At 58.6% G+C, this 25,729-nt stretch carries 22 protein-coding genes and 2 tRNA genes; 15 read left to right on the forward strand and 9 right to left on the reverse strand.

Annotated features, from left to right (window positions below; genetic code table 11):
- The first annotated feature begins 57 nt into the window (after window positions 1-57).
- The 4 genes from JOE56_RS06685 to JOE56_RS06700 are packed head-to-tail and all read left to right on the forward strand — an operon-like array spanning window position 58 to window position 3,204.
- A complete protein-coding gene (locus tag JOE56_RS06685) occupies window positions 58-549 on the forward strand; it encodes a hypothetical protein (RefSeq protein ID WP_204515377.1) in 492 nt (163 codons plus the stop codon).
- The gene (locus JOE56_RS06690; RefSeq protein WP_204515378.1) at window positions 549-1,325 is read left to right on the forward strand and encodes an ATP-binding cassette domain-containing protein; all 777 of its coding nucleotides are present in this window, start codon (window positions 549-551) and stop codon (window positions 1,323-1,325) included. The genes JOE56_RS06685 and JOE56_RS06690 overlap by 1 nt, the downstream gene beginning before the upstream one ends.
- The gene (locus tag JOE56_RS06695; RefSeq protein ID WP_204515380.1) at window positions 1,325-2,629 is read left to right on the forward strand and encodes a hypothetical protein; all 1,305 of its coding nucleotides are present in this window, start codon (window positions 1,325-1,327) and stop codon (window positions 2,627-2,629) included. The genes JOE56_RS06690 and JOE56_RS06695 overlap by 1 nt, the downstream gene beginning before the upstream one ends.
- Complete coding sequence (locus JOE56_RS06700) at window positions 2,626-3,204, forward strand: hypothetical protein (protein WP_204515381.1); 579 nt, start codon at window positions 2,626-2,628, stop codon at window positions 3,202-3,204. Before JOE56_RS06695 ends, JOE56_RS06700 begins: the two co-directional genes overlap by 4 nt.
- A 145-nt stretch (window positions 3,205-3,349) precedes the next feature.
- Here JOE56_RS06700 and JOE56_RS06705 read toward each other — a convergent pair whose 3' ends face one another.
- Window positions 3,350-5,179 carry a phosphoenolpyruvate carboxykinase (GTP) gene (locus tag JOE56_RS06705; RefSeq protein WP_204515383.1) on the reverse strand — a complete coding sequence of 610 codons (1,830 nt, stop codon included), beginning with the start codon at window positions 5,177-5,179 and terminating at the stop codon, window positions 3,350-3,352.
- Between the two features lie 343 nt (window positions 5,180-5,522).
- Here JOE56_RS06705 and JOE56_RS06710 point away from each other — a divergent pair.
- From JOE56_RS06710 to JOE56_RS06720, 3 genes are all read left to right on the forward strand, one after another.
- Window positions 5,523-5,598, forward strand: a tRNA-Arg gene (locus JOE56_RS06710).
- 70 nt (window positions 5,599-5,668) lie between these two features.
- The gene (locus JOE56_RS06715) at window positions 5,669-6,529 is read left to right on the forward strand and encodes a hypothetical protein (protein WP_204515384.1); all 861 of its coding nucleotides are present in this window, start codon (window positions 5,669-5,671) and stop codon (window positions 6,527-6,529) included.
- A gap of 142 nt (window positions 6,530-6,671) precedes the next feature.
- Window positions 6,672-8,054: an NAD-dependent succinate-semialdehyde dehydrogenase gene (locus tag JOE56_RS06720; RefSeq protein ID WP_204515385.1), complete on the forward strand. Its 1,383-nt coding sequence runs from the start codon at window positions 6,672-6,674 to the stop codon at window positions 8,052-8,054.
- Between the two features lie 103 nt (window positions 8,055-8,157).
- Here the strand turns inward: JOE56_RS06720 and JOE56_RS06725 are convergent, their stop codons facing one another.
- Window positions 8,158-8,925, reverse strand: a complete 768-nt coding sequence (locus JOE56_RS06725) for a nuclear transport factor 2 family protein (protein ID WP_204515386.1) — start codon at window positions 8,923-8,925, stop codon at window positions 8,158-8,160.
- A 182-nt stretch (window positions 8,926-9,107) separates the two neighbouring features.
- Between JOE56_RS06725 and JOE56_RS06730 the strand changes: the two genes are divergently transcribed.
- From JOE56_RS06730 to JOE56_RS06740, 3 genes are all read left to right on the forward strand, one after another.
- On the forward strand, window positions 9,108-10,598 hold the full coding sequence (locus tag JOE56_RS06730; protein ID WP_204515387.1) for a malate:quinone oxidoreductase: 1,491 nt from the start codon (window positions 9,108-9,110) through the stop codon (window positions 10,596-10,598).
- Window positions 10,599-10,760: 162 nt separating this feature from the next.
- A complete protein-coding gene (locus JOE56_RS06735; RefSeq protein ID WP_239530390.1) occupies window positions 10,761-12,392 on the forward strand; it encodes a PrsW family intramembrane metalloprotease in 1,632 nt (543 codons plus the stop codon).
- 2 nt (window positions 12,393-12,394) lie between these two features.
- Window positions 12,395-13,597 (forward strand): MarP family serine protease, encoded by a 1,203-nt coding sequence (locus JOE56_RS06740; protein ID WP_338028640.1) that lies wholly within the window; start codon window positions 12,395-12,397, stop codon window positions 13,595-13,597.
- 35 nt (window positions 13,598-13,632) lie between these two features.
- Here the strand turns inward: JOE56_RS06740 and JOE56_RS06745 are convergent, their stop codons facing one another.
- From JOE56_RS06745 to upp, 3 genes are all read right to left on the reverse strand, one after another.
- Window positions 13,633-14,538, reverse strand: a complete 906-nt coding sequence (locus JOE56_RS06745; protein WP_204515388.1) for an endonuclease/exonuclease/phosphatase family protein — start codon at window positions 14,536-14,538, stop codon at window positions 13,633-13,635.
- Between the two features lie 112 nt (window positions 14,539-14,650).
- On the reverse strand, window positions 14,651-15,430 hold the full coding sequence (locus tag JOE56_RS06750) for a winged helix-turn-helix domain-containing protein (RefSeq protein WP_239530391.1): 780 nt from the start codon (window positions 15,428-15,430) through the stop codon (window positions 14,651-14,653).
- A gap of 148 nt (window positions 15,431-15,578) precedes the next feature.
- Entirely contained in the window at window positions 15,579-16,214 is a 636-nt protein-coding gene (gene upp, locus JOE56_RS06755) for a uracil phosphoribosyltransferase (protein WP_204515390.1), read from the reverse strand.
- An 85-nt stretch (window positions 16,215-16,299) separates the two neighbouring features.
- Between upp and JOE56_RS06760 the strand changes: the two genes are divergently transcribed.
- The 3 genes from JOE56_RS06760 (at window position 16,300) to JOE56_RS06770 (ending at window position 17,445) form a co-directional block, all read left to right on the forward strand.
- Window positions 16,300-16,839: a tRNA adenosine deaminase-associated protein gene (locus tag JOE56_RS06760; protein ID WP_204515391.1), complete on the forward strand. Its 540-nt coding sequence runs from the start codon at window positions 16,300-16,302 to the stop codon at window positions 16,837-16,839.
- A 16-nt stretch (window positions 16,840-16,855) separates the two neighbouring features.
- Window positions 16,856-17,314, forward strand: coding sequence for a tRNA adenosine(34) deaminase TadA (gene tadA, locus JOE56_RS06765; protein WP_275577333.1), 459 nt, complete (start codon window positions 16,856-16,858; stop codon window positions 17,312-17,314).
- 43 nt (window positions 17,315-17,357) lie between these two features.
- Window positions 17,358-17,445 (forward strand) — tRNA-Ser (locus tag JOE56_RS06770).
- A gap of 57 nt (window positions 17,446-17,502) precedes the next feature.
- Here the strand turns inward: JOE56_RS06770 and JOE56_RS06775 are convergent.
- Window positions 17,503-19,044, reverse strand: coding sequence for an AMP-binding protein (locus JOE56_RS06775; RefSeq protein ID WP_338028642.1), 1,542 nt, complete (start codon window positions 19,042-19,044; stop codon window positions 17,503-17,505).
- A 115-nt stretch (window positions 19,045-19,159) separates the two neighbouring features.
- On the reverse strand, window positions 19,160-20,179 hold the full coding sequence (locus tag JOE56_RS06780; RefSeq protein WP_204515393.1) for an alpha/beta hydrolase: 1,020 nt from the start codon (window positions 20,177-20,179) through the stop codon (window positions 19,160-19,162).
- Window positions 20,180-20,256: 77 nt separating this feature from the next.
- Here JOE56_RS06780 and JOE56_RS06785 point away from each other — a divergent pair, with 77 nt between their 5' ends.
- Together JOE56_RS06785 and JOE56_RS06790 are read left to right on the forward strand one after the other, a co-directional pair.
- Window positions 20,257-21,360, forward strand: coding sequence for a histidinol-phosphate transaminase (locus JOE56_RS06785; protein ID WP_204515394.1), 1,104 nt, complete (start codon window positions 20,257-20,259; stop codon window positions 21,358-21,360).
- The gene (locus JOE56_RS06790; protein WP_204515395.1) at window positions 21,357-22,775 is read left to right on the forward strand and encodes an FAD-binding oxidoreductase; all 1,419 of its coding nucleotides are present in this window, start codon (window positions 21,357-21,359) and stop codon (window positions 22,773-22,775) included. The genes JOE56_RS06785 and JOE56_RS06790 overlap by 4 nt, the downstream gene beginning before the upstream one ends.
- Here the strand turns inward: JOE56_RS06790 and JOE56_RS06795 are convergent.
- Together JOE56_RS06795 and JOE56_RS06800 are read right to left on the reverse strand one after the other, a co-directional pair.
- A complete protein-coding gene (locus tag JOE56_RS06795; protein WP_204515396.1) occupies window positions 22,741-23,592 on the reverse strand; it encodes a GDSL-type esterase/lipase family protein in 852 nt (283 codons plus the stop codon). The two genes, JOE56_RS06790 and JOE56_RS06795, sit on opposite strands and share 35 nt — an antisense overlap.
- Entirely contained in the window at window positions 23,582-25,714 is a 2,133-nt protein-coding gene (locus JOE56_RS06800; protein WP_204515397.1) for a M3 family metallopeptidase, read from the reverse strand. Before JOE56_RS06800 ends, JOE56_RS06795 begins: the two co-directional genes overlap by 11 nt.
- Window positions 25,715-25,729 lie beyond the last annotated feature (15 nt).

The following is a 25,729-nucleotide window of genomic DNA, read 5'->3' on the forward strand; positions in this document are numbered from 1 at the left end:
CGACAACCTCTTTTCAAACACGACAGTGAAACGAAAGAGAACAAAAGATATACAAAGATGGCTGATTCTTCGCGTGCGAGGGCTTTTCCGTCCGAAAATCGTGTATTCTTTTTTCAGTTTCACTTCGTGGAGGTATTTATGAAACTGCCATCGATTCTCTCTGCCACGCTCATCGGGGTGCTCCTTGCGTCTGTAAGCGTGACCCCAGCATTTGCAGAAGGAAGCTGGAGCTCTCACATCAAGGGTTGGGCAACCGGCATAACGTCTCGTAATTGGACCGACCGAGCTACTGACAAAGCATCCACCCGTACTGTACTTTCCAAGTGCAGCCAGGAAGGCGGTGCCAGATTCAAGTCAGTTACCTTGCGCCTTTATGCGAAACGCGGTCTTTTGCCTGACAGAAACCAAGGAGACCGGACAATTTCGTGTGGCACTGCAAGCTGGGGTGCAATGCCGAAGAAAGATGACTTTTACTTCAAATTGGTGAAGATAAATGGTTCAGAGAGAGGCTACAAATTTTCAGCTAAATCTGTGAAGCAATACTACTGATGGCCGTTGTTGGCATTGAAGGACTGTCATTTTCGCGGTCGCGTTCACGTGAGGTCTTCGTAAACTTCTCCGCTCGCTTCGAACCAGGAAAAACACTGTTGTTGGGTCCGAACGGTGCCGGGAAGACCACGCTCATTGAAATTCTCGCGACCGTGCTACGTGCCCAGCGAGGTGATATTTCGCTTGTTTCGTCCAAAGGGTCGATAAGCATAAAGAACGATGTGCGTCGCTATCGGCAGGCTGTTGCATGGATGCCTCAGCACTTTTCGCCAGTCCGAGGGCTCACCGTTGAAGAACACGTTCAGTATGTCGCTTGGTTGCACGGTGCGCAGAGTCAAGAAACGAAGCCCCGCGCAACGCATGCATGTGATCTCGTTGGTTTAGAAGGGATGAAAACTGCACCTGTGACCGCTCTGTCAGGTGGTCAGAAACAACGGTTGGGTCTCGCTGGTGTTCTGGCCACTGGTGCAGACGTTCTTTTACTCGATGAACCAACTGTCGCTTTGGATCCGGCCAGTCGCGAACGATTCATGGAAATACTTCGCGAGCTACCTGAAGATAAAACAGTCATTCTTTCAACGCACCAAACTGACGACGTTGCGCAAACTTTTGACCATGTAGCGGTGTTGCAATCAGGCAACTTGCAGTTTCAAGGAAACATACATGAGTTTCTTCAGCGTGGTCGCGTTGCCTCCGAACCTGAGTTGACGGTGAAGAATGCTCACGCCGAAGACATTGGCCGGTCGTATGTGGCCATCATCCAGAGGGAACTCTAGTGCTCAGGCTGAAGCGAAGGCCAGCATGGTGGATTGCTGGGGTCGCCGCAGCTTTGGCAACCCTTTATCTGTTGGCGTATGCGGACAGGGATTTTCTTGTAGCTAACCGCATAGCGTCCGTGACTACCGGGTCATTTATTTTGCTGTTTTCCTGCGCTACCGCTTCCCTGTCAAGTGCGATCGAGGCGGGACGCGAACGCGAAAGCCGAGGCGTTTTCGAGAATTCGCGCCGACCGTTCACCACGCAGGTTATAGAAAGAACCTGGCCAGGAGTTCTTTCCGGTGTTCTAGTTCAAGTTGCTGGCGTCGCAATTCTTCTAGTGCTTGCGGGCAGTTCTGACCGGGGAATCCCGTGGCTTCTCATTGTGGGTCAGGTTCTTGCTGTGGTTATGCACGGAATGTTGGGGTATGCGCTTGGAGTTTGGCTCCGGCCAGTCTTAGCAATTCCACTCAGCGTTGTGGTTCCATACGTGTGGATTGGGGCAACGTGGTCAATTGACTTTTTTGGAATCCGGTATTTAGCGGGACTGGCGTTTGAAGGATGTTGTACTCCCACCTCGGTGCTCGATCCCAAAGCCGTGGCGGGCTTCATAGTGTTTTCAGCAGTCGCGACCGTAGCGTGCTTTCTCGCTATCAATAGTCACCGGTATTCAAGACAACGCGACCTTCCGCGCTCGTGGGTTCGAGCCTCTGGTTCGGCGCTTGTGCTGATAGTAGGACTTGTTCTGGGCTTAGGCTTGACCGCTGGTGTGGGCCCTGACCCAGATAACCCGCGACCTACAACTGAATTGGTGTGTGACCAGTCCGAGCCACAGGTGTGTTTCTTTCCGGGGCAGTTTTCACGAAACGACAACCGCGCGGTGTACGCGCATGTTTTCAGTCAGGCGAATGAGACAGGGCTACCGAAAGTGGTGCGCATCGAATCGACCGCGGACCCCTCAATCTTGATGGCTGGTCCAAACGGCGACTGGACGGTGAACGTTGTCGCTCAACCAACGTTTGACGTTTATGACTCTGCGCTGGCAGCGGCAAGTTCTTATGCTGCGCATGTTGTTAACACCGACTGTTCTGACGACAACGTGCACGCTCAGATGAGTGCGGTGACCGCCTGGTTGTGGACCAAAGGTTTGCAGGCTTCAGGGGTTCGCGCAGATGTTGAGGATGCAAAGGCAATTCTTGATCCATCCGCTGAAACAACCTTGCAGCGACTCTTACAAGCTAGCAAGTCAGAAGCAGGTGCGTGGGTTGCTCAGACTTTTGATTCGGCCACGCGCTGTGAACGTCCAAAGCCATTCGCATCGTGACGTACCTTCTGAAGGCTCGCCAGTGGCCAGTTCTGCTTGTCATCAGCGTAATTACGGGTGTGATCGCGGGAGGTTTCGCCGAGGTCGATATTCCACTGCCGTTATTGAGCGTCGCTGGTTTACCGCAACCGGTGCTTCCTGCACTTGGATTTGTCATCGTTGTGTCCGCATGTGTTCACCGCGCTGAGGAGTCCTGGAGTTGTGCATCGGTTCGTAACACGTTCGCGCACTCTCACGTGGTAGTGGTAGGTGCGCTTGTGTTCGCGGTTCTTGTGGGCGTGGTGTCTTCAAGCTTCTCTGCCCAAAACTCAGTATTGATCCTGCGCGATTTTGTTGGTCTTACCGCGCTGGCGCTGGTAGGGCGTCTAATGATCAACGGCCGTTACGCGAGTTTGATCCCTTCTACATATGTGATCGTCGCAGGCGCATTTGCACGTGATCGATTGGGTGAAATACGTGCCTGGTGCTGGATTGTTGACCGTGACATTTCCAACCCGTGGGCGTGGCTCACGTGTTGTATAGGGGCGGTTGCTGCTATCGCTTGTCAAACACGGCGCATGCCCATCTTTAACTGACGAGCGGACCTCGCTACGACCTCGGCGGGGGAGTGGGGTGCGCGGGCGCAACGGGGCAGCAAAGCCGCCCCGGGAACACAGAAGCGGGCACTGTTCTGGCTCAAGAACAGTGCCCGCTTCTTCGATCAGCGCTGACGCGGGGGCTTTACAGTCCCAGACGCGTCCGCAACTGGTCGACTTCGCCCTGCAGTTCTGCAGGAACGTCATTGCCTAGCTGGGCGTACCACTCTTCAATCGATTCGAGTTCGTCAGCCCACTCTTCTGGCTTGATCGCAACAGCCTTGGCGATCTGCTCAGGCGTAACGTCGAGGCCGTCGAGGTCAAGAGCGTCAGCGGAAGGAGTGTTTCCAACTGGGGTTTCTTCAGCGTCAGCCTTGCCGTCGATGCGCTCAAATACCCACTTGAGCACGCGCGAGTTCTCCGAGAACCCTGGCCACAGGAACGAGCCGTCTTCATCGCGACGGAACCAGTTGACGTAGAAGATCTTAGGAAGCTTCGCGCCTTCCGTCTGACCAATGTTGAGCCAGTGCTGGAGGTAGTCGGTGACGTTGTACCCGATAAACGGACGCATTGCCATTGGGTCGCGACGAACCACGCCGACCTTACCGGTAGCGGCAGCCGTGGTTTCAGACGACAGGACCGAACCCATGAACACGCCGTGCTGCCAGTCGCGGGTCTCCGTGACCAGTGGCATCGTGGTCTTGCGACGGCCACCAAACAGGATCGCCGAAATTGGCACACCGTTAGGGTTGTTGTACTCCTCAGCCAGCGTTGGCACGTTGGTGATAGGCGTGCAGAAACGCGAGTTCGGGTGAGCGGCCGGAGTTTCGGACTCAGGGGTCCAGTCGTTTCCGCGCCAGTCAGTGAGGTGTGCAGGCGTTTCGTCCGTCATGCCTTCCCACCACACGTCACCGTCGTCGGTGAGCGCGACGTTCGTGAAGACGTTTCCGCCTGCTTCGATTGCGCGCATAGCGGTTGGGTTGGTGGAGTAGCCGGTTCCTGGTGCTACACCAAACAGCCCGTATTCAGGGTTGACGGCGTACAGCTGGCCGTCTTCACCAAAGCGCATCCACGCGATGTCGTCACCCAGGGTTTCAGCCTTCCAGCCAGGGACCGTGGGTTCAATCATGGCTAGGTTGGTCTTACCGCACGCGCTTGGGAACGCGGCAGCGATGTACTTGGATTCGCCTTCAGGGTTAGTGAGCTTGATGATGAGCATGTGTTCTGCCATCCAACCCTCTTCGCGAGCAATCGCTGAAGCGATGCGCAGCGCGTAGCACTTCTTACCAAGCAGAGCGTTACCGCCGTAACCGGAACCGAACGACCAGATCGCACGGTCCTGCGGGAAGTGGGTGATGTACTTAGTTGGGTTGCATGGCCACTTGACGTCTTCCTGGCCTTCTTCGAGAGGCGCACCTACCGAGTGGACACACTCCACGAATTTGCCGTCGTGGTTCTCGATCGCACGCAGAACTTCGTTGCCGCAACGTGCCATGACCAGCATGGACAGGACCACGTATGGGGAGTCGGTGACCTCGATGCCGAACATGGGCTGGTTAGCTTCCGTGTGTCCCATGACAAATGGGATCACATACATGGTGCGACCCTTCATGGACCCGGTGAACAGGTCGTTGAGGATCTCCTTCATCTTGGCTGGGTCCATCCAGTGGTTGAGCGGGCCAGCGTCTTCTTCCTTTTCGGAGCAGATGAAGGTGCGGTCTTCGACACGGGCGACGTCGTCAGGGTCAGAAGCCGCGTAGTAGGAGTCTTTTTGCTTATCGAGCTTTACCAGGGTCCCAGCTGCGACCAGTTTGTCAGCGATTTCGGTGCGCTGTTCTTTGCTCCCGGTGATCCATTCGATCTGGTCTGGGGTGCTGAGCGACGCTACACGCTTAACGAACTGAAGGATCGTTTCGTTCTGGGTTGGTGCGTTCTTGAGAAGGTCTTCGACTGAGCCAGGGTCGAGGACGGTCATAAGTGACTCCAAACTGTTGAGTTGTGAAATGTTGCCTATTCACCGTACGAAGTTGAGAGAATGGGAATAGCTGGTTTGAGGGCTGTGTGGCTGAGCGCTAGATCACAATGTGGTGGGTTATGGCGTATGTGAATCATTTGTGTGACGTGTTTTTTCATGAGCTGGCATATTTGTGTCACAGGCGCTGTGGGTCACGGCTTTCCCGCCGAGGTTGCCTGCCCTTTCTGGGTATGTGGCGCGTTGCGAGTGAGGGGTGCGTGGGTTGGTGTGCGGAACGTCACTTGAGGCGCGTTGTGAAGTTGGGAGAAGTTGTGTAAAGTAGTCCGAGTTGGTTTACCAACGGGCGCCACTAGCTCAACGGATAGAGCATCTGACTACGGATCAGAAGGTTGGGGGTTCGAATCCCTCGTGGCGCGCCAACTGAAATCGCGCTGTACAGCACCGACTGTATCGCGCGATTTGTGTTTCAACGCAATTAGTATTGGCAACATGATCCGTCGTGGCCAGCAGAAGAAGCGTGACCTTCGACGCGCCAAGAAAGTAGCCGATGAGCAAATTAGCCAAACTCGAGGGACGTACCAGCCGCCACCTAGGAAGGACTGTGCGGAAAGGCGCTACGAGCGCCCCATTGGTGACGAAGGGCTCTTGCAACTCCTCGTAATGTTTTGGCGGCATAAAGGTAGCACCGTAGACTTCGCACTCATTATTCAGAAAAGGACTTGGGAAGCGTGGGAAAATACCGCACGAATAGACTGTGCACACGGAACCTGCCATGTCCACTACAGTGATGATGCTCCGGCGTCGAAGCATCTGTTGACGCTTAATTCAGCAACGGACGTTGAGACAGCGATGGCCCTAGCCTTAAAAGAGATACACAAGATCGCAGATATGATAATGCAAGGGAGGAGGGAAGCGATGACTAGTAAGACTGCTGAAAAACTGAAAAAGTTTACCCACGAAATTGATAAACAGTTAGCGTTCGGGATGTGGGCGGATAAGGATTTGCCAGTCGTAGGCAACGACGGCAACAGCAAAGTAGTCACCGCGCTTGCTGAGGAGAAGCTGTTTCACCTGTTTAAGCGCGTGGAAAATGTTGGCGGTAACGCAAACATTTTTATTGACATGGGTGATTACGTCACGCTGATAACCTCCGTGCAAAGCGTTTGCGCTATCGACGCTCGTAATGCAGACGATATGACTGGCGACGACCGCCCTTCACTCGACGCTCCGGTGGGACTGTTCGTGGAATATCTATCTAGTCAAGATGGTGCCGGAGTAAAGTTGCCGAGTTTCAACAGTTACAACCAGCAGGAAGTAAAAATACAAGAGCGACAGCTATCGCACGCCTAGCGTCCTGCGCGTGGTGGTGCCACAGACCCGCAGGAAACCTCCCCACTCAAAGAAGCCTCAGAACCAAGGCTCAGCCCCTCCACACTGCTAAAGCGCGGTGTTAGCCTGACCGTACATGCGAGTCAACCTTCAAGGAGATGTGATGGCTAACGGTTACCGCGTAGAAAACCCCGAAACTAGTGACGTTGTTGAAACCTTCGACAACGCAACCGACGCACAGATTGAAGAAGCTCTCGCCCTCGCGCACGACGCGTATAAAGAATGGTCGGCACGCCCCATGTCAGAACGAGCTGACATCGTGGCTAAAGTAGCCACCCTGTTCGACGAGCGAAAAGACGAACTCGCCGACATCATCGGCCAGGAAATGGGTAAGCGCCACTCTGAAGGCGCTGAAGAAGCCGAATTCTGCTCCGCCATCTTTGGTTACTTTGCCACCAACGGTGAAAAGCTCACCGGCGACCTTGACCTTGAGGTCGACGGCGCACACGCTGTCCTGGAGCGTCGCCCAATCGGAACGATCCTGGGCATCATGCCGTGGAACTTCCCCTACTACCAGGTCGCCCGCTTCGCCGGACCTAACCTGGTGCTGGGTAACACCATCCTGCTCAAACACGCTGAAATCTGCCCCAAGTCAGCCGCCGCAATCCAGCAGATCATGGACGACGCTGGCGTACCAAAGGGCGTGTACCAAACCCTGTACGCAACCCACGACCAGATTTCCACCGTGATCGCTGACAACCGTGTTGCAGGCGTTTCCCTCACCGGTTCGGAACGCGCCGGCGCCATTATCGCGGAGCAGGCCGGTAAGGCACTCAAGAAGGCCGTGCTTGAACTCGGTGGCTCCGACCCATACATCATTCTCGACACCGACAACGTCAAGGAAGCAGCAGCCAACGCGTGGGCTACCCGCATGTACAACACCGGTCAGGCCTGCGACTCGAACAAGCGCATGATCGTCATGGACGACATCTACGACGAATTCGTCGCCGAACTCGAAGCACTCGCCTCCAAAATGACCCCAGGCAGCTACACCTCGGACGACGAAACCGTGTTCCAGCCACTGTCCTCACGCTCAGCCGCTGAGCGCCTGGCCGGACAGCTGGAAGACGTCAAGAAGGCCGGCGGCAACATTCGCGTGGGCGGTGAGCTCTCCGACAAGGGCGCGTACATCAGCCCCGCTGTTGTCACCGACATTCCACGCGGCTCCGACGTGTACTACGAAGAGTTCTTTGGCCCAATCGCCGTGGTCTACAAGGTGTCCAGCGACGAAGAAGCCCTGGAACTCGCTAACGACTCGCAGTTCGGCCTGGGCGGTTCCGTGTTCTCGCAGGACAAGGAACGCGCAGAGAAGGTCGGTTCCCAGCTCGAAGTTGGTATGGCCAAGATCAACACCCACGCTGCTGAAGGCGAAAGCATTCCGTTCGGTGGTGTGAAGCGCTCCGGTTACGGACGCGAACTGGGACCCGTTGGTATGGACGAATTCGTCAACAAGCGCCTGTACTGGGTTGGCGATGAAGGCGCCTAACCGCGCCCCGGCTTCCAGCCGCCCCCACCAGTACCGCGCATAGAAGAACGGGCCCGAGGTCGGAGCAACGACCTCGGGCCCGTTGGGTTTGTGCGGGAATGGGTTAGAAAACCCCGTGGTTGTGAACAGCTTGGTCGTCTGCAGGGACCTCACTGATTGCGTCCCACAGTTCGACGATCGCGCCGTCTTCAACGCGCCACAGTTCGCAGTACGCGTGACGGGTGCCGGCGATGCTGCCTTCCGAGTGGGTGAGCACGAAGTCGCCCTGCGCTACCGTGCGGTGGATCCTGTCATATTCCAAACCTTCGCCAGCGTCGCGGAGCTTCTCCAGGAAGTCGATAACGGCCGTAACGCCGTCGGCGATGTCGGGGCTGTGCTGGTCGAAGCGCCCGTCCTTGCTGTACGTCTCAAAGCCGGAGTAGTCGCCACCCACCAGGGTCTTTTCGAAGAATTTGACCACCAGGGCGCGGTTCGCTTCCGTGTCAGAAGACATATCCGGGTCAGTTGGACCGTCTAGCTGTGTGCGCCCTGATGCGTTGGGGGCAGCTTCAGGAACCAAGCTGTCCCAGTGTTCAGCAATCTTGCCGTCGTTCACCCGGTAAATGTCGAAGCCCACCAGAACGTCTTCATCAAGTCCCGTGAACTTGCCGTGCAAAGCAACGAAGTCACCGTCTGAAATCACACGTGCGTTTTCGTATTTCAGGCCCTCACCGGCTTCTTCCACCAGCTTCTTCAGGCCCGCGCGGTCACCGGCCACGAGTGGTGAGTGCTCCACGAAATCGTCCGTGAAGTGCGTGTCTAGAACTGACGTGTCGTGCTGGTGAAACAGTCGGGTGTGAGTGTTGAGTACGAACTGTCCATGGTCTGCCATGACTTACGTCCTTCCACGTAGCGGTGCAGAGTGAACTGCTTGCTCTTGCAGTGTAAACACATGAAGATGTGCGGTGGAACCCTCAGACCTGAGCCAGTGTTTAGCCCGTGGCGTTAAAGGAGTAGAGTTTGTTGAGGAAGCAAGCCCTATACACAGGGTCACCCGGCTTGAGAAGGGTAAACATGTCCTACACGAAAGAAAACGTCGACGTTGTGCTGATCGGCGGTGGCATCATGAGCGCCACCTTGGGCACAATGCTTGCCGAACTCCAGCCCGAATGGTCTATTCGTGTTTACGAACGCCTCGACTACGTTGCGCGCGAAAGCTCAGACCCATGGAACAACGCGGGTACCGGCCACGCCGCTCTGTGCGAGCTGAACTACACGCCACAGCAGTCAAACGGTGACATCGACATCACAAAGGCTGTCAACATTAACGAACAATTCCACGTGTCACGCCAGTTCTGGTCGTACCTGGTAGACGAAGGCGTTCTGACTACCCCGTCGTCTTTCATCAACCAAGTTCCACACGTGTCCTACGGCCGTGGCGAAAAGGGACGTGACTACATCCGCGCCCGTCGCGAAACACTTGTGCAGAACCCACTGTTCCGGGACATGGAGTTCACCGACGACCCTGCTGAGCAGGCCGAGTGGCTACCCCTCATGTTTGAAAACCGCGGCCCAGGTCAGGTCAACGGTCTTTCGCGTATCAAGGAAGGTACCGACGTTGACTTCGGGTCGCTTACCCGTCAGCTTCTGACCCACATGGGAACGCGCGGAGCACAGATCCGCACGGGCCACTCCGTATCCGACCTCGAACGCACCGCTGATGGCTGGAAAGTCAGCGTTCACGACCACACTGGCGCGGAATCGTTCGATGTCAACGCCAAGTTCGTGTTCATCGGTGCTGGCGGTGGAGCACTTCCACTGCTCCAGAAGTCCGGAATCGCTGAAGCCCGTGGCTACGGTGGATTCCCCGTTTCTGGTTTGTTCCTGCGCACCGCAAACCCAGACCTGGTTGAGCGTCACCACGCTAAGGTTTACGGCCAGGCATCGGTCGGTGCTCCACCCATGTCGGTTCCTCACCTGGACGCTCGCGTGGTTGGCGACAAGAAGTACCTCATGTTCGGCCCCTACGCCGGATTCAGCCCCAAGTTCCTCAAGGGCGGATCGATTCTGGACCTCCCATTCAGCGTGCGTGGCAACAACCTGCCCGTCATGCTCAACGTGGCTAAGGACAACTTCGACCTCGTCAAGTACTTGGTCACTCAGCTGGCTGAAACCAAGAAGGGACGCTTTGCAGCTCTCGCTGACTTCACCCCAGACATCAACCGTGACGACTGGGAGATGCTGGTGGCAGGTCAGCGCGTTCAGGTCATGAAGCGTGACCCCAAGAAGGGTGGCGTACTGGGCTTCGGTACCGAAACCGTCGCAGCCGCCGACGGTTCACTCGCCGCACTGCTGGGTGCATCCCCAGGTGCTTCCACCGCAACACCCATCATGGTGGAACTGCTCAAGCGTTGCTTCCCACAGCAGTACACCGGTTGGGAAGCTAAGCTCAAGCAGATGATTCCATCGCTGGGTCGCAAGCTACACCAGGACGAAACCCTGCTCAACGAGGTGTCCGAATACACCGCCCGCACCCTGCAGATCCAGTCACCTGACAATGACTAATTTGTAGGCCCTACTTACAGATCACGCCGAGGTCGTAGCGACTACCGCTACGACCTCGGCGTTCTTGTGGCAAAAGAAGTAGCGGACCTGTTACCTCCCAGTTCACGGCTTGTTGGGTGAAAGCACTTATGCTTGTGTCAGCAACCAACGTGAAGGAAATGAATGTCGCACCAGTACGATCCTTACGGTCAGGGAAACCAGGGCAACGGTAACCAGCCGTTCGGCAACCAACCCGGTGGTCAGCAGTACGGGTCCCAACCCGGCGCCCAGCAGTTCGGTAACCAGCAGTACGGCTCGCAGCCTGGTGGCCAGCAATACGGTGGCCAGCAGTACGGTTCGCAACCGGGAGCCCAGCAGTTCGGTAGCCAGCAGTACGGTAGCCAGCCAGCTGACAACCAACGCTTCAGCCCCGGCGGCCAGCAACAGCAGCCGGCCAACTTCAATCAGTACGGCGGTCACCAGTACGGGTTCCAGGATCACACCTCGGACCAGGTACACCAACGCACATACGACGAAGGACGCTTCGCACCTTCACACACGCAGGCTCTCCGTATCCAAAACCGCGTTGAGACCCACCAGGGGGCGCCCGCGCAAGCCCCGTGGACCACGCAAGCGATCAGCGTCACCCCAAGCGTTGTAGAGAAACCCAGCGACACCGGCGACATTGTCCGTTTGGTCATCGCGCTAGCCTTGGGTGGCCTGCTTCTGCTGGGCTTTGCCATCATTTTCTTGCTCATGACTCTGTCGTCGGGTCTCGTGACGTTTGTGGCGATGTTCCTGTCGTTCTTCCCGCTTCTCCTCATCATCGGAATGGTGTTGTGGTTTGACCGCTGGAAGCCACAGCCTAAAGTCGCAATGGGCTTGTGCGTTCTGTGGGGTGGCGTGGCCGCGGTCATTTTGACGCTGGTTTTCCAGTTCCCGCTACAAGTCGTGATGGCGGGCGCAGGTGTTACCGACGACAGCGGTGCGATTGGCGCGGTTGTCATGGCACCGATCTTTGAAGAAACCACCAAGGGCATGATCTTGGTGGCGATTGCGCTGGCGGCCCGCCGCTACTTTGAAGGTCCTCTGGATGGTTGGGTATACGGTTCGCTAGCTGGGGCCGGCTTCGCCTTTACCGAAAACATTTTGTACTTGTCGGGCGCGTTCGTGGAGGGCTCGCAGCAGGGCCAAGGTTTTGGTACGGCCGCACTGATCATGACGTTCATTGTGCGTTGCTTGCTGTCACCGCTCCTGCACTCCACGTTCACCATGTGCGCAGGTGTAACTATTGGTCTGGCGGCTCGCCGCGGTCAGTGGTGGGCGATCATCCTCATGTGGATTCCTGGTCTGCTCGCCGGAATGCTGCTCCACGCGCTGTGGAACGGTCTGGCCACGTTCTTGAACCCAACAACGCTCCTCCTGGGACTCGTATGCATCATCGTTCCGTCGTTGCTTATTTCGTCGATCTGGTTCGCTCTGGCGATCTTCCTTCAGTTCAACGAAACCAAGCAGACTCGCGCCAACTTGGGTGACTACGCAAACGCTGGTTGGCTCACCCACGCCGAGGTGGAAATGCTTGGCACGTGGAAGGGCCGTCGCGCTGGTAAGCGTTGGGCGGGCCGATACCCGTCGGGCAAGCCTCACATGAAGAAGATGATTAAACTGTCAGCTGCCTTGGCGACCACTCGTATGCGTATCATCGGTGGAATTGGTGGCACCGGCGAGCAGGAACGTGAGCGGTACCTGCTGGATCAGTTCACCAAGGAGCGTTCGGCACTCATGCACGCTGCCGGCCAACCCGGTGGTTTCTGACGGTGCATTCACCTGACCTCGTCCTCGCCATCGTGGGCGTTTTTATGGGCTTCGGAGGGTGGAGACGAGGTCTGGTTGTTTCGCTGTGTTCCCTTGCCGGGTTCGTTGCCGGGTTTGTGCTGGGCCGGGTTCTGGCAGGTCCAGTTATCGGTTGGGTGAATGAAAGTTCCAACGCCGAGGTCATTCCCTCCTGGGTTGTTCCGCTGGCCCCGCTGATTGTGGGTTTTGTGGTTGCCGGTGTTGGTAGCGGGCTGGGGACGTGGCTACGGCGTGCTTTGCACAAGACTCCTGGGAAATGGGTAGATGCAGGGTTGGGCGCGTTTGTTGGTGTCGTCGCGTTTTTGCTGTGCGTGTGGTTAGCCGCCACATGGATTAGGACGACACCTTTTGTGCAGTTGAACCGCGCTGTGGCCGAATCACGCATTGTTGCGATCGCTGACTGGATTATGCCGGCTGATCCGAGCGTGGTTGTTGGCACGCTGGATAAGGCTCTTGTGGACTATGGGTTCCCCACGGTTTTCAAGGGGCAACCGGAGCGTATCCGCGGGATCGGTGAGCCCAACCCTGAAATGGTTGATGTGGGTAAGTCGGTTAGTGCATCAGTTGTCAAAGTGAGAACTGAAGAGACAGCGTGTGACAACCTGCAGTCCGGAACTGGTTGGGTGTTCGCGCCGGAACACATTGCGACGAATGCTCACGTGGTTGCGGGTTCGTCTGGGGTCACGGTCCAGGTGAACGGAAAAGGGAAGGTGTTCGACGCTGAACTGGTGGCATTTGATGCCAAACGTGACGTCGCTGTTCTGCGGGCACCTGGTCTGAGTGCGACACCTTTGCAGACCGGCGCAGACCTCAGCGCTGGTGCCGACGCTGTTGCTGTTGGTTTCCCCGGCAACGGGGCCTACACGATCTCGCCGGCGCGCACGCGCGAAACGTTGAGGGCCCGCGGCACAGACATTTACGACGACGAGTCGGTTACCCGTAATGTCTACTCGCTTAGAGCGATCATTCGCCAAGGGAATTCAGGTGGCCCGTTGCTGGATGACAAGGGGCAAGCCGTGGGAATGGTTTTTGCCACGTCGCTGAACGACGAAGAGACTGGTTACGCGCTGACAATTGGCGAGGTCGAATCTGTTCTGCGTGACGGGCGCGATGCGGAAAAGCCCGTCCCGTCAGGGAAATGCCCCTTGGTGAAGGGGAAAGGTTGATGTTGGGGCGTGGGCCCTGGTCCCGGCCCGGCGGGTTACTTGCTCAGGTTGATGCCCGCAACGATTGCTCGGTGATCTGACGTCCCGCGCGGCAAAACCGTGTCCGACACTGGGTCCATGCCACGGACCATGATGTGGTCAAGGCGCGCCACCGGGAACGTGGCCGGCCACGTAAATCCGAAACCTCCACCGGTTGCGCGCCGAGTATCGGTGAGCGAATCGTTGAGGTCAGCAAAGTAGCGGTCAGTGCTGGTTGAGTTGAAATCGCCAGCAACAATAACCCTTTGGGCCGGGTCCTCCGACACTTTTTGCGCCACCGTCTGGAGGGCAGCGTTACGTAACGACTCCCGACCTGGGCGCACCGACGGCATGTGAACCGAATACACGCGCACGCTCCCGTGGTCCGTTTCAACCGTGGCGGCGAACGCGCGTGGCCAGGACAAGCCCAAATCGATTTCTTCGGTGTCCTTGATGGGCCACTTGGACCACAGGCCCACGGTGTCACTCACTTTGTTGTGCTTGAAGTTCTTGTCCATCTGTTCTCGAATGATCTTGCCGGAAAGCGACTCGATCTCCTGGAGCGTCACGATGTCGGGTTTGCGTTCAATAATGCGTAGCGCTGTCGCTGACGGCTCTGGCAAGCGCGCGCCCACGTTTTGGGTAGCAACAACAATGTCTGTGTGTTCGGGCTCGCTGGAAGGCTTAAGGTACGCGCCAAACACCTGCCCCCACACAAGCGCTGGAACCACCACACCAATGATCGACCACACAGAGAACCTGATAAGCCCCACGATCAGAAGTATGACGATCAAAGCTCCCGTCCACGGGAGCACGCTTTCCACCACCAAAGCGAGCCCACGGGTGGTGGGAATTAGATGGTGGAGCAAAAGCAGGGCCGTGAGCCCCGCCCCGATGAGAAAAACAACAGTCCCTTTGCGCATTGCCCTTCAACTCTACGGCCACACTCTGACCGCGGTTATAAGAACTTTTGCAGGGTTTATAAAGGTTGGCCGGCGCAACAACAGGCGCTCGGCACTCGCACCTCGCTGACGATTACTTCACTGCTGTTGCGAGCCACACGGAAACATCCGGGTGCTCGTCGAATCGGTAACCCACACCTCGGAGGGTCCGCACCACGCCGGAGTAAGGGCCCAGACGGTTCCGCAGGCGGCGGATGTGTACGTCAACAGTGCGTTCGTCGGTGTCCTGGCCGGCCCACACCTGTTCGATGAGTTCCTCGCGTGACAGCGACTCACCTGGGTGGCTCACCAAGGTTGCCAACAGGTCGAACTCTTTAGCCGTGATCTTCTGCGGCTCGCCGTCCACGTAGATCTCGCGGCGGGGAATGTCGACTCGCAGGCCCAAGTCCTCGCGCGTGGCTGGGGGCTGGATGCGGGAGGGGATACGCGTACGAAGGGGCCCATGCCGACCGGCCGTTCCGCCAGTCGCCGCTGGGGACCCACTCAAGGCGGCGCGCACCGCTTCCAGGTCACGACCTCGGCCTTCAGGGGCCAACGCAATGACCGCCGAGGTCTCAGCCTGGGATGCGAGCTCCTTTGCGTAGTCCTGGAGGGCCTGAGCGATCTGGGTGAGGTTGGTTCCGTCCTGTGCGGCCTTTTCTTCGTCCAGGCCGATGTAAATGGCGATGCCTCGGGCAGCGTGAGGGGTTTGAGTGACGCCAGCAGGGCCGAACGTGCGGGGTGCCTGTTCGGCGTCGACCGGTGCAAGGCGTGACCCCTGGCGACGCATCGCAACGGCGCTTCGAGGGTGCGCTGCGCTTGCTGATGAGGGACGACGCTGGGGGAGCGGTCCGCTGTTCCGTTGCTGTGTCATATCGTCATTGTTCTTCATACGAGGATCCGAGGCTCATTCACCATGTCATAAATGATGACTTTATGAAGAATTGTGACACTATGTGACATCCCGAGGTGGTGCCGGGTAGGTCTGGTGCGCGCCCTGAGCGTGTTGGCTGCGGGTGTGGTTACACGACGCCGTACAAGCGGTCACCGGCGTCGCCCAGCCCTGGAACGATGTATGCGTCGTCGTTCAGGCCCTCGTCATATGCGGCGGTGTGAATTGAGATGTTTGCGCGTCCTTCAAAGCGGTCGCTGACAGCCTTCACGCCCTCAGGTGCCGATACCAGGCACACTGCTGTCACCTCGGACACCCCGCGTTCCAACAAGTACTCAATAGCCATGATGAGCGTGTTTCCAGTGGCCAGCATGGGGTCGACAACGTACACCTGGCGGTTCTTCAGGTCGCTGGGCAGTCGTTCCGCGTACGTAGTCACTTCGAGGGTTTCGTCGTTGCGCACCATGCCAAGGAACCCCACTTCTGCAGTGGGGATCATGCGCATCATGCCGTCGAGCATCCCCAGCCCAGCGCGCAGAATTGGCACGACCAGTGGGCGTGGGGTGGCCAGCTCGACACCCACAGTTTCTTGAACGGGTGTGCGAATGTGCTTGTCCGTCACGCGAATGTTGCGGGTCGCTTCGTATGCGAGGAGCGTGACGAGTTCGTCGGTGAGCTGACGAAAACGCGCGGAATCGGTTCGTTCGTCGCGCAGAACAGTGAGCTTGTGGGCAATCAGGGGGTGGTCGGCAACATGAAGTTCCATGTCAAAAATTATGCCTTATATGCATTGCGTAATTCGCGTCACTCGCGGGGGTGCGCCAAGCAGAATCATGGGTAACAATTGGGGTATGTCATATTTCACTGCAGCCGTTGCTCAGGCAGGCGACGAATACCGCCCCGTAGATATCGACGTTGAAGAATGGTCAGACCTGGACGAACTGGCCGAAACCCTCCGTTCTGTTGCAGGTGAGGACTGCGAAGTTGTCGCGATTGTCGAACGCGAAGACGAATGGTTCGCCATTGTGCGCCTCACCGAAATCGACAACATCAAAGTGTTTATTTCTGACATCGAAGCCGCGCAGGCCAGCCCATATGCCGATCTCTTCGAGGACTACCTGGACTCACCCCTTGATGAGTATGAGCTTGAAGACGGCGACGACTTTGACGACGACTACGAAGAGCCCAGTGACGATGACGAAGCTGAGTCCGCCATGTTCCCTGACGAGGACTCCACGTGGGGTGGCGACTCGGACATTTTCGACGACCTCGGGGTCAGTGCTAGCGACCTGCTGGACCAGTGCGAAAAGCACTCTGCCGACCCAGCCCGAATCGTCGCCCACGTAGGTGAAATCGTGGGCTTCGACGAAGCCCTTGAGGCGGCCCGCTAAGACCCTGGTGAGCCCCCTGCAGAGTCGGTCTGACCACCGCACGTGGATGCAGATCGCGCTAGACGAAGCCCGCGCATGTGCCGCCAGCGGCGATGTTCCGGTTGGTGCTGTTGTTGTGGTGGACGGTGAAGTTGTGGGGCTGGGGAGGAATCGTCGTGAAGCTGACGGGGACCCCACCGCCCACGCCGAGGTCGTAGCTCTGCGCGCTGCGGCTGCCCGGTTGGGGAGGTGGCGGTTGGATGGCGCGACCCTGGTGGTCACTCTTGAACCGTGCGCAATGTGTGCGGGCGCAGCGGTAGGTGCGCGCGTGGACGCGATTGTTTTTGGGGCGTTTGACGAAAAGGCCGGGGCCTGCGGGTCCCAGTGGGATCTGCCGCGCGACCGCGGTTCCTTGCACCGGCCCCAGGTCTATGCGGGCGTCCTGGCGGATGAAACTGCTCACGTGTTGGAGGAGTTCTTCGCAACCCGCAGGTGAGCGGGTTTGACTTGAATGCAGCGCTCACAATAAAGTATTCCGCGGTAGCGTGTCCGAGCGGCCGAAGGTGCAACACTCGAAATGTTGTGTAGGGCAACCCCCTACCGTGGGTTCAAATCCCACCGCTACCGCGTTAGAAAATCGCGCGACACAGATTGTTCTGTGTCGCGCGATTTCGTGTTTCGCCCTCAGTCTTCGCGCTTGCGCAACTCCCCGCGGCGCAGTTTGCCGCTTGGCGTCTTAGGCAGCGCATCCACAAAGTGAACTTTGCGTGGGTACGCGTGGGCGGAGTACCCTTCCTTGACCAAGCGCTTGAGCTCTTCAGCCAGCTCCGGGGTAGCCTCAACGCCGTCACGCAACACCACATACGCTTCTGCGAGTTCACCTCGGACGCCATCCCGGTCCGGTTTACCCACAACCCCAACATCAACCACGTCAGGGTGCGTGATCAGCACGGACTCCACGTCGAATGGCCCAATGCGGTAACCGGCCATGAGGATCACGTCGTCGTCGCGGCCTTCGAAAAAGAAGCTGCCGTCGTCGTCCTTGTACCCGGCGTCACCGGTGAGGTACCACGTGCCGTTTTCGCTGAAACGCTCAGCCGATTTCTGCGGGTCGTCCTGGTAACCCGTGAACCACAGGAGCGGGCTGTTAGGAACGTTGATGACGATTTGGCCGTTCAGAATGTCAGCCTGGTACCCCGCAATCGGTTTACCCATGGATCCAGGCTTGAGTTCTTTACGTACCTCGTCGTTCCACTGGTTGCAGATCACCATGCCCAGTTCGGTCTGGCCGTACTGGTCATAGACTTCGGTGCCCAGCTGTTCTTTAGCCCAGTCGATTACATCAACCGTGAGCGGTTCACCCGCGGAAGATGCCCGGCGCAATGTGAACCCGGTTTCCAGCCCGGACTTAGAAAGCGTGCGGTACACGGTGGGCGCGGACGCGTAGTTGGTCACGCCCTGGTCGCGCATGAGTTGCAGAGTTGACTCCGCAGAGAACTTCTCCTGCTGCATGAGGTTGGGCAGGCCAATGACCAGTGGCCCCAGCACTCCGTAGTACAAGCCGTAGGCCCAGCCTGGGTCGGCTGCGTTCCAGAACACGTCTTCGGGGCGAACGTCCAGGGAGTAGTGCATGTAGCAGTGGAAGCTGGCCAGTGCGCGTACCGGGACTGCAACCCCTTTGGGGTTGCCGGTGGTGCCCGAGGTGAACAGCTGTACCAGCGTTCCGTCGCCTCCCAGCGCAACCGAGTCCTCGTATGGTTCCGGTTCGGTTTGCATGCGGTCGTAGTCCTCACCTGTGGTGATGACGTTGAGCCAGTCGAGAGGCTTCACCTTGTCTTCTTGCGACGGTTCGGTGATGACGAGTTTGCTGTTAGCACCCTCCATGCGCACCTTGATCGCGCCGGTGGCAAACGCTGTGAACAGCGGAACGTACACGGCTCCAAGCCGTGCCAGCGCTAGCAGCGTGATGGGCATTTCGGGGCACTTGGTGAGCAGGACACCCACGCGCTCGCCCTTCTCAACACCCTTGTCCTTGAGCGCCGTGGCAAGTCGCTTGGACCTGTCCGACAGTTCACCATAGGTCAGCTTCGATACCGTTCCGTCGTGAGCGATGAACGTGAAAGCCGTGGCCTGTGGATCGTGACGGTCGCACAGAAGATACGAAGCATTTGCGTCTTCTGCAGCGTAGGTTTCGAGCCATTCTTGAACGAGCTGATCCGATTTCACTCGTGCCTCCTGGGTGTTGGGTTTCCTTGTTGTGTTCACCATAGCGCTGGGGATTTTTCGACTTGCGCGCAGGGTAACCTAAGCCACATTTTTGGCCCCCACAATCAGCACGCCCTCACGCGCACACGTCGCCAAGATACCCGCGAACAAACTGCATGATGTGCTTAAACGCCTGGTCACGCACGGCTTTTTCAGACAGGTACACGTCGTGCATAGCGCCTGGAACACGGTCCACAACAACGGTGTCGGCAAGGTCAAGAGCCCGTTTGGCCAGGATGTCCACGTCGAGCACAACATCGGCGTGCGCCATTTGTGGCGCGTAGTTCACGGAACGCAAGGAGGCTCGTGACATCTGCACCAGCACGGGCACGTCCAGCCCAAGCCCTCGTTCCACCCGCTTGTGCCCATCAAACACCGCCCGGAGGAACTGCGGATACACGGGGAACGACTCGGGTGGTTTGAGTCGAAGATCGAACGGCGTATCCCCGTGGGCTTGCGCAACCGCCAACACGTAGTAGTTAGGTAGGGCAATACGAAGCGGGCTCACCGGATTCCTCGCCGCCATGAGTGGCCCTAAAAGTTTTCGCACACTGGCGGAGTATTGAAACTCCAACCACGGCGAGTTCAGCACCAGGCCCGCGACTCGCCCAGGGTTGTCCGCGGCCCACAGCGCGGCCGTGAGCCCGCCCGTCGAGTGTGCGCTCATTACCACCCGGCAGTGGGGGTGAAGCTCCGCGATCACGTTCAGGCAGGCGGAAATTTCTTCGTCATACGCCCCGAGGTCGTCGATGAGTCCCGGGGTTCGTTCGGGGTCGGAAAGGTCCAGGTTTCTGCCGTAGTTGCGCAGGTCCACGGCGTAGAAATGGGCGCCCATGTGGGCCCAAAATCGTGCCAAGTCGCGGTGGTAGAAGTAGTCTGACCACCCGTGAATGTAAAGAACGGCAGTGTTGTGTAGCTCCACGGGAGGGGCGCCGGCCAGGTGGGGGACACCTCGGGAGGGGTTTCTATCAACCTGGGGCAGGTACCTCACCAGGGTTGCCCGGTCCCCGCTGGGCAGGTTGAGGGGCAGGGATTCGAACCCCGGGCCAAGAATGTCCGGAAGCCACTGCGACTGCGTAGGTGGGTTGGGGCTCATGCCCCTATTGTGCCAGGTGAGACAACTGCGCAACAGGGTTCTGGGAACGTACTTGCCACGGTGTTTACTATGGTCGTATGGAGTTTCGAGTACGGTCAGCAGTCGCTGACACCCCCGCGTATGTGCCCGGCAAGCCTGCTGCTCCCGTGGCTGGACAGAAGGCGTACAAACTGTCATCCAATGAACACTTCATGAGCCCGCTTCCCGCTGTTGTCGAAGCGGCCACGAAGTCCTTGGAGACCATGAACCTCTATGGCGACCCAGGTGTTTTCGACCTCACTGAAGAGATGGCGCAGCACCTGAGCGTTGAGACGAACCAGCTGGTCTTTGGGGCCGGTGCCTCTGAGATCCTGGCTGCGTTGGTACACATCACTGCAGAACCCGGTACCGAGGTGGTTTTCCCCTGGCCGTCGTTCGAAATGTATGTGCCGCTGACGTTGCTCGAAGGGGCCACCCCGGTCAAAGTGCCGTTGCGCGATGACTTGGGGCACGACCTCGGCGCGATGGCAGACGCTATTAACGACCGCACCCGCCTAGTGATCCTGTGCAGCCCCAACAACCCCACCGGTGGCCCGGTGGAGCGTGAAGAATTCGAAGAGTTTATGGCGAAGGTGCCCCGCGATGTGCTCGTGGCCCTGGACCAGGCGTATTTCGAGTACATGGTCGAAGGTGGTTTCGACGGAATGGACGCGCTGCCGTCGCACCCCAACCTGGTGGTCGTGCGCACGTTCTCGAAGGCCCACGGCATGGCGGGTCTGCGCGTGGGATGGGCAGTCGCCCACCCCGATGTCATCAGTGCCATGCGCACCGCAATTCTGCCGTTTAGTGTGTCGCGAGTCGCGCAGGCCGCTGCTTCTGCGTCCTTGCGTTTGGCCTCGGATGTGGATGTGCGGGCAAAGGAAGTTGCCCGGATTCGTGACGACATGCAGGCGCGGTTGCGGGAAATCGGTGTCCCGGTGGCTGAGTCCCAAGGCGGGTTCCTGTGGCTCCCTCTTGAAGACAAAGCAGAAGAGTTTGAACTCGCATGTCGCGAGGTGGGTGTGGCTGTTCGCCAACTCACCGGGGGAGTACGTGTGAGCATCGGTGAAGAAGAAGCGATGGACCGTGTCGCCCATGTAGCCGGCGAAATGGTTGCCCGCGGACACGCAAACGGGGAGACGACCTCGGGCCAGGACTCATGAGTACCCGCGGACTGCCAGACCTCAACGAACTCGCAACCGAATTAAGCTCCAACGCGCTGGTCACGGACACTGACGTCATCGCAGCTCACTCCAGTGACCGCGCGCTGTTCTCACCCGTGGGGAATGCGCTCGCGTTAGTGCGTGCCACGTGTGTTGAAGACGTGCAGGCGACCGTGCGGTTCGCGGCCAAACACGCGATCCCCATCATTCCCTCGGGTGCACGTACTGGGCTTTCGGGAGGTATCAACGCGCTCGACGGGTGCATCCTGTTAAGCGTTGCCAAAATGAACCGGATCCTGGAAGTGAACACGCTGGACGGCACCGTGACGGTGGAACCGGGGGTCATCAACCTGGATCTGAAGAAGCACCTAGCCGAGTTCAACCTGTCGTACCCACCAGACCCCGGTTCGGTAGCGATTTCCACAATTGGCGGGAACGTGGCCACCAACGCGGGCGGTATGTGCTGTGTGAAATACGGCGTGACCAGGGACTTTGTGCGCAGCCTCAAAGTGGTGACCGCAGACGGTGAAGTCACCACGGTGGGGCGGAACACGGCAAAAGGTGTCGCCGGGTTCGACCTCGCGCAGCTGTTCATCGGTTCGGAAGGCACGCTGGGCGTGATCGTCGAAGTCACGCTGCGTACCGTGCCCAAACTGGCCGACCCGCTCACCTCCGTGGCGCTGTTTTCCGATCCCGTCCACGCCGCCCGCACGGTCACCGATTACTTGGGCGCGGGCGCCACCCCGTCGCTACTGGAGTACATGGACGGCGGCACCATCGAAGCGGTCAACGCGTACCAGAACTTCGGGTTGCCAAGCGGCGCGGGCGCCATGCTGATCGTGCAGTCGGACGGTTCGGGCTCCATGACGCGCGCTCAGGAAGACCTGGAACTGTTCCAACAGGTGGCGCAAGATAACGGCGCAACAGACGTGATGTACTCGGACGATCCGCGTGATTCGGAGTCTCTGGTTGCCGCGCGCCGCGCGGTCGCCCCGGCAAATGAAAAGTTGGCCCACTCCCGAGGTGGTGGCGAGCTGGTCGACGATGTGTGCGTTCCGCGGGGTCGCCTTGCTGAGTTCTTTGAACGCCAAGCTCAAATTGCACAAAAGTTCCCCGACATTCTGGTGATCGCGTGCGGTCACGCGGGTGACGGAAACATGCACCCCAATGTCATTTTTGACGCCAGCGACCCAGTTTCGACCCAGCACGCGAAAGAAGCCTTTGGCATGATCATGCAGGCCGGCTTGGACCTGGGCGGAACCATCACCGGGGAACACGGCGTGGGAGTTCTGAAGGCTGAGTGGTTGGCACGCGAACTGTCGCCGTCAGCGCAAAAGATGCACGTGGCGATCAAACAGGCGCTGGACCCGCAGGGGATCTTCAGTCCTGGGAAGATGCTTTCGCACTTAGGTTAGAAGCTTGGGCTTCTTCTGCCTCCCGTGCCTCCTTCGCAAGCGCGCGCTTGGCGGCTCGTCGGACAGCCGGCCACAGGGCAGAGGCCCACGCCACGTACCCACGCTCTGACGGGTGGAAAATGTCGCCACCCGTGTACAGCAGGTAGCGCCACAGGCCCAGTTCGTGGGTGGTCGAAAACAGATCCGCCAGTTCCAAGTCGTACAGGCGTGCCTCACGTTCGATGATCGCGTTGGCGGCACGCACTTTTGGCTCGAGCCACGGAAGGCCAAAACTGGGGATCGTTGACACGACGGTGCCGGCAGGAAGGCGCTTGTACAGGCGCGTTGCCGTCCACTCGAACCCCTCAAGCGTGTAGGCCGGGTCGATCAAGTCATTAGCCCCAATAACGCACATGGTGATGTCGGCTTGAGGCAGGTCGTCCAAGAGCGGCAGTTGCTTTTCCATGAGTAGCCAGGAACTGGCCCCGGGAACAGATATGTTCGTGACGGAAACTCTGCGACCGGTCTCTTCTTCCAGCCGCTGTTTCAAAAGGCCCACGTACGCGCGCTCGGGTTTGGACGCACCCACGCCGCTCGCTGCCGAATCTCCCAGAACGTTAACCGTCAGCGGTGGAAGCTCCTGCAAGGATTCGTCCAGCTCAAGCTGCGTGCGTGCAGACTCAGCCCAGAACTTTGGGAACAACGCCGATTGGATACGCACGCGCACAACCGCGATTCCGTAACCGGCCCCCAGACCCAGGGTCACACCGCCCACAGCCGTGGCGGCCTTTAAACCGGCCTTCAACACCGATTTCCCGGCACCCACGTCAGTCTGCACCCTCTACCAAGTCACCATCCACCTCGGGCGAACCATCAGCCACCTCGGGCTGGTTGTCTGGCAAACCTCGACGCCGCAACAGTGGCTCTACACCCGGCTGCTCGCCAAAGAAATCTACGATCGTTTCGCCCGGGTCTGTCGAGTACCCAGGAGCCAAAACCGCGGTGCGGAATGCGTCGCCAGCATCAGGGTTGAGCCCGCCCTTGGAGTTGAACCATTCGGTGACATACGCGGCGAGCTTCTCCGACCACAAGTACGAGTAGTAGCCGGCAGAGTATCCCAACGCGAACGTGTGCTGGAAGTACGGCGTGCGGTACCGAGGTGGCACCAGCGGGTTGAAACCGGTGCCAGACAGCACGTCGCTTTCGAAGTCGAGCACCGACTCCACCTGCTCACCAGGTTCCAACGAGTGCCAGCTGAGGTCCAGAAGGGCTGCCGCGAGGTACTCAACCGTGGCGAAACCCTGCCCAAACGCCTGGGACTTCTTGATGCGCTCAACGAGTTCGTCTGGAATCGGCTCGCCCGTGTGAACGTGGACGGCGTAGTGGGGGAGCACCTGCGGGTGCAACGCCCACATTTCGTTGAGTTGGGACGGGAACTCCACATAGTCCCTGGGCACCGAGGTGCCTGAGCGGGTTTCGTACGTGGAGTTAGCGAACAGCCCGTGCAGCACGTGCCCGAATTCGTGGAACAGCGTGCGCACGTTGTCCAGGCTCAGCAGGGCAGGTTCGCCGGCGGCCGGTTTGGGAATGTTCATGGTGAGGCTGATGACTGGGCCCAAGCCGGAAACTCGGCCCGGGGACACCAACTGGTCCATCCACGCCCCGCCACGCTTTGACGAACGCGCAAACGGATCCACGCAAATCACGCCCAGCGGACGGTCGCCGTCGAACGCGCGGTACACAACCACCTCGGGATGCCAGGCGGTTTCATCCGTGCGCTCAAACCGCACACCGTACAGCTGACTTGCCGCAAACAGCACGCCGTCGTTGAACACCTTCCACAGATCGAAGTACTCAGCGACCGAACCCAGCTGGTACGTATCCTGTTTGTACCGCTTCAGGTAGTACGCGACGTCCTCAGCTTCCAAGCGCTGGGGCTGGTAGGTGGTGCGGATCGTGTCCAGCTCGGATTCGAGCTGCGCGAGCGCTGGTTCCAGCAAGTCCACGACCAGCGCGGTCGCGTTTTCGCCGTTGCCTGCGTCCTGTTGGGAAATCACGTAGTCCTTGTACGACTTGTATCCCATGAGGCCAGCCAGGCCAGCGCGCAGTGCCGTGAGGTCGGAGACCACCCCGCGGGTGTCGGTTTCAGTTCCGCGCGCGCCTCGGTTGGTGGAGGCGTGGAACACCGCTGTGCGGGTTTCCGGGTCGTCCAAGTCCGAGGTGATGGGCTGTTGCGTTGTTGACTCCAGGGTGATGAGTGCCCCCGTGAGGCCACGCTGAGCTGCGTGGGATTCGACAGTGCCCAGTTTCGCGTCAGACAGGCCTTTAAGTGACAGCTCTGACCCGTGTGGAATGTGGACGGCTGACTCTTGGGTTTCTGCCAGCACGCACTGGCCGAATTCTGTTTCTAGCGCCGAAATTTCTTCCGCGAACGCCGCGACGCGCTCTTGGTTGTCTTCGGTAAGGCGGGCACCAGCATGGGCGAAGTCGGCGACCATGAGGTCATGGTGACGGGCGTCTTCTGGGTTTAGGGCGGCGGTGCTGACGCTTTCTAGACGGGCGAAAAGTTCCGCGTTGAGGAACACGTCAAGTTCCGCGCGGGTAAGCACAGCGGCCGCGTCTGTTGCCATGGACTCTACGGCGTCTGACCACAAGCTGGATTCGTACAAGCGAATAAATGGCTGCAAACGGAACACCAAGCTACGGGCCGCGTCGATCGCCAGAGTGGTGTTGTTGAAGTCTGCCGGCTCAGAGTTTTCCAGGATCGCGTCAATGGACTGTTCTTGGAACGTGATGGCCCTGGCCAGAGCATCCATGACGAGTTCAGGTGTGACGCGGTCAAAATCCGGTAGCGTCAAGGGTTCCGGCTGGCTCACAAAGTTCCACAGATGATTAGGTGATTCTGTTTCTGGGACGTGGCCGGGATGAAGGTCTTCGGCACCCAAAACTTTCTCCTGCACTGTTGAGGTCTATGG

Origin of the sequence: Brevibacterium paucivorans (assembly GCF_016907735.1) — a bacterium.
Lineage (GTDB): Bacteria > Actinomycetota > Actinomycetes > Actinomycetales > Brevibacteriaceae > Brevibacterium > Brevibacterium paucivorans.

Excerpts from the sequence above, each read along its gene's own strand:
- JOE56_RS06685 (WP_204515377.1), top strand. The coding sequence starts at position 58 with ATGGCTGATTCTTCGCGTGCGAGGGCTTTTCCGTCCGAAAATCGTGTA.
- JOE56_RS06750 (WP_239530391.1), bottom strand. The coding sequence starts at position 15,430 with ATGACACAGCAACGGAACAGCGGACCGCTCCCCCAGCGTCGTCCCTCA.
- JOE56_RS06730 (WP_204515387.1), top strand. The coding sequence starts at position 9,108 with ATGTCCTACACGAAAGAAAACGTCGACGTTGTGCTGATCGGCGGTGGC.
- JOE56_RS06790 (WP_204515395.1), top strand. The coding sequence starts at position 21,357 with ATGAGTACCCGCGGACTGCCAGACCTCAACGAACTCGCAACCGAATTA.
- JOE56_RS06760 (WP_204515391.1), top strand. The coding sequence starts at position 16,300 with ATGTCATATTTCACTGCAGCCGTTGCTCAGGCAGGCGACGAATACCGC.
- JOE56_RS06735 (WP_239530390.1), top strand. The coding sequence starts at position 10,761 with ATGTCGCACCAGTACGATCCTTACGGTCAGGGAAACCAGGGCAACGGT.
- JOE56_RS06780 (WP_204515393.1), bottom strand. The coding sequence starts at position 20,179 with ATGAGCCCCAACCCACCTACGCAGTCGCAGTGGCTTCCGGACATTCTT.
- JOE56_RS06725 (WP_204515386.1), bottom strand. The coding sequence starts at position 8,925 with ATGGCAGACCATGGACAGTTCGTACTCAACACTCACACCCGACTGTTT.
- JOE56_RS06785 (WP_204515394.1), top strand. The coding sequence starts at position 20,257 with ATGGAGTTTCGAGTACGGTCAGCAGTCGCTGACACCCCCGCGTATGTG.
- JOE56_RS06745 (WP_204515388.1), bottom strand. The coding sequence starts at position 14,538 with ATGCGCAAAGGGACTGTTGTTTTTCTCATCGGGGCGGGGCTCACGGCC.
- JOE56_RS06705 (WP_204515383.1), bottom strand. The coding sequence starts at position 5,179 with ATGACCGTCCTCGACCCTGGCTCAGTCGAAGACCTTCTCAAGAACGCA.
- JOE56_RS06690 (WP_204515378.1), top strand. The coding sequence starts at position 549 with ATGGCCGTTGTTGGCATTGAAGGACTGTCATTTTCGCGGTCGCGTTCA.
- JOE56_RS06715 (WP_204515384.1), top strand. The coding sequence starts at position 5,669 with ATGATCCGTCGTGGCCAGCAGAAGAAGCGTGACCTTCGACGCGCCAAG.
- JOE56_RS06720 (WP_204515385.1), top strand. The coding sequence starts at position 6,672 with ATGGCTAACGGTTACCGCGTAGAAAACCCCGAAACTAGTGACGTTGTT.
- upp (WP_204515390.1), bottom strand. The coding sequence starts at position 16,214 with ATGGAACTTCATGTTGCCGACCACCCCCTGATTGCCCACAAGCTCACT.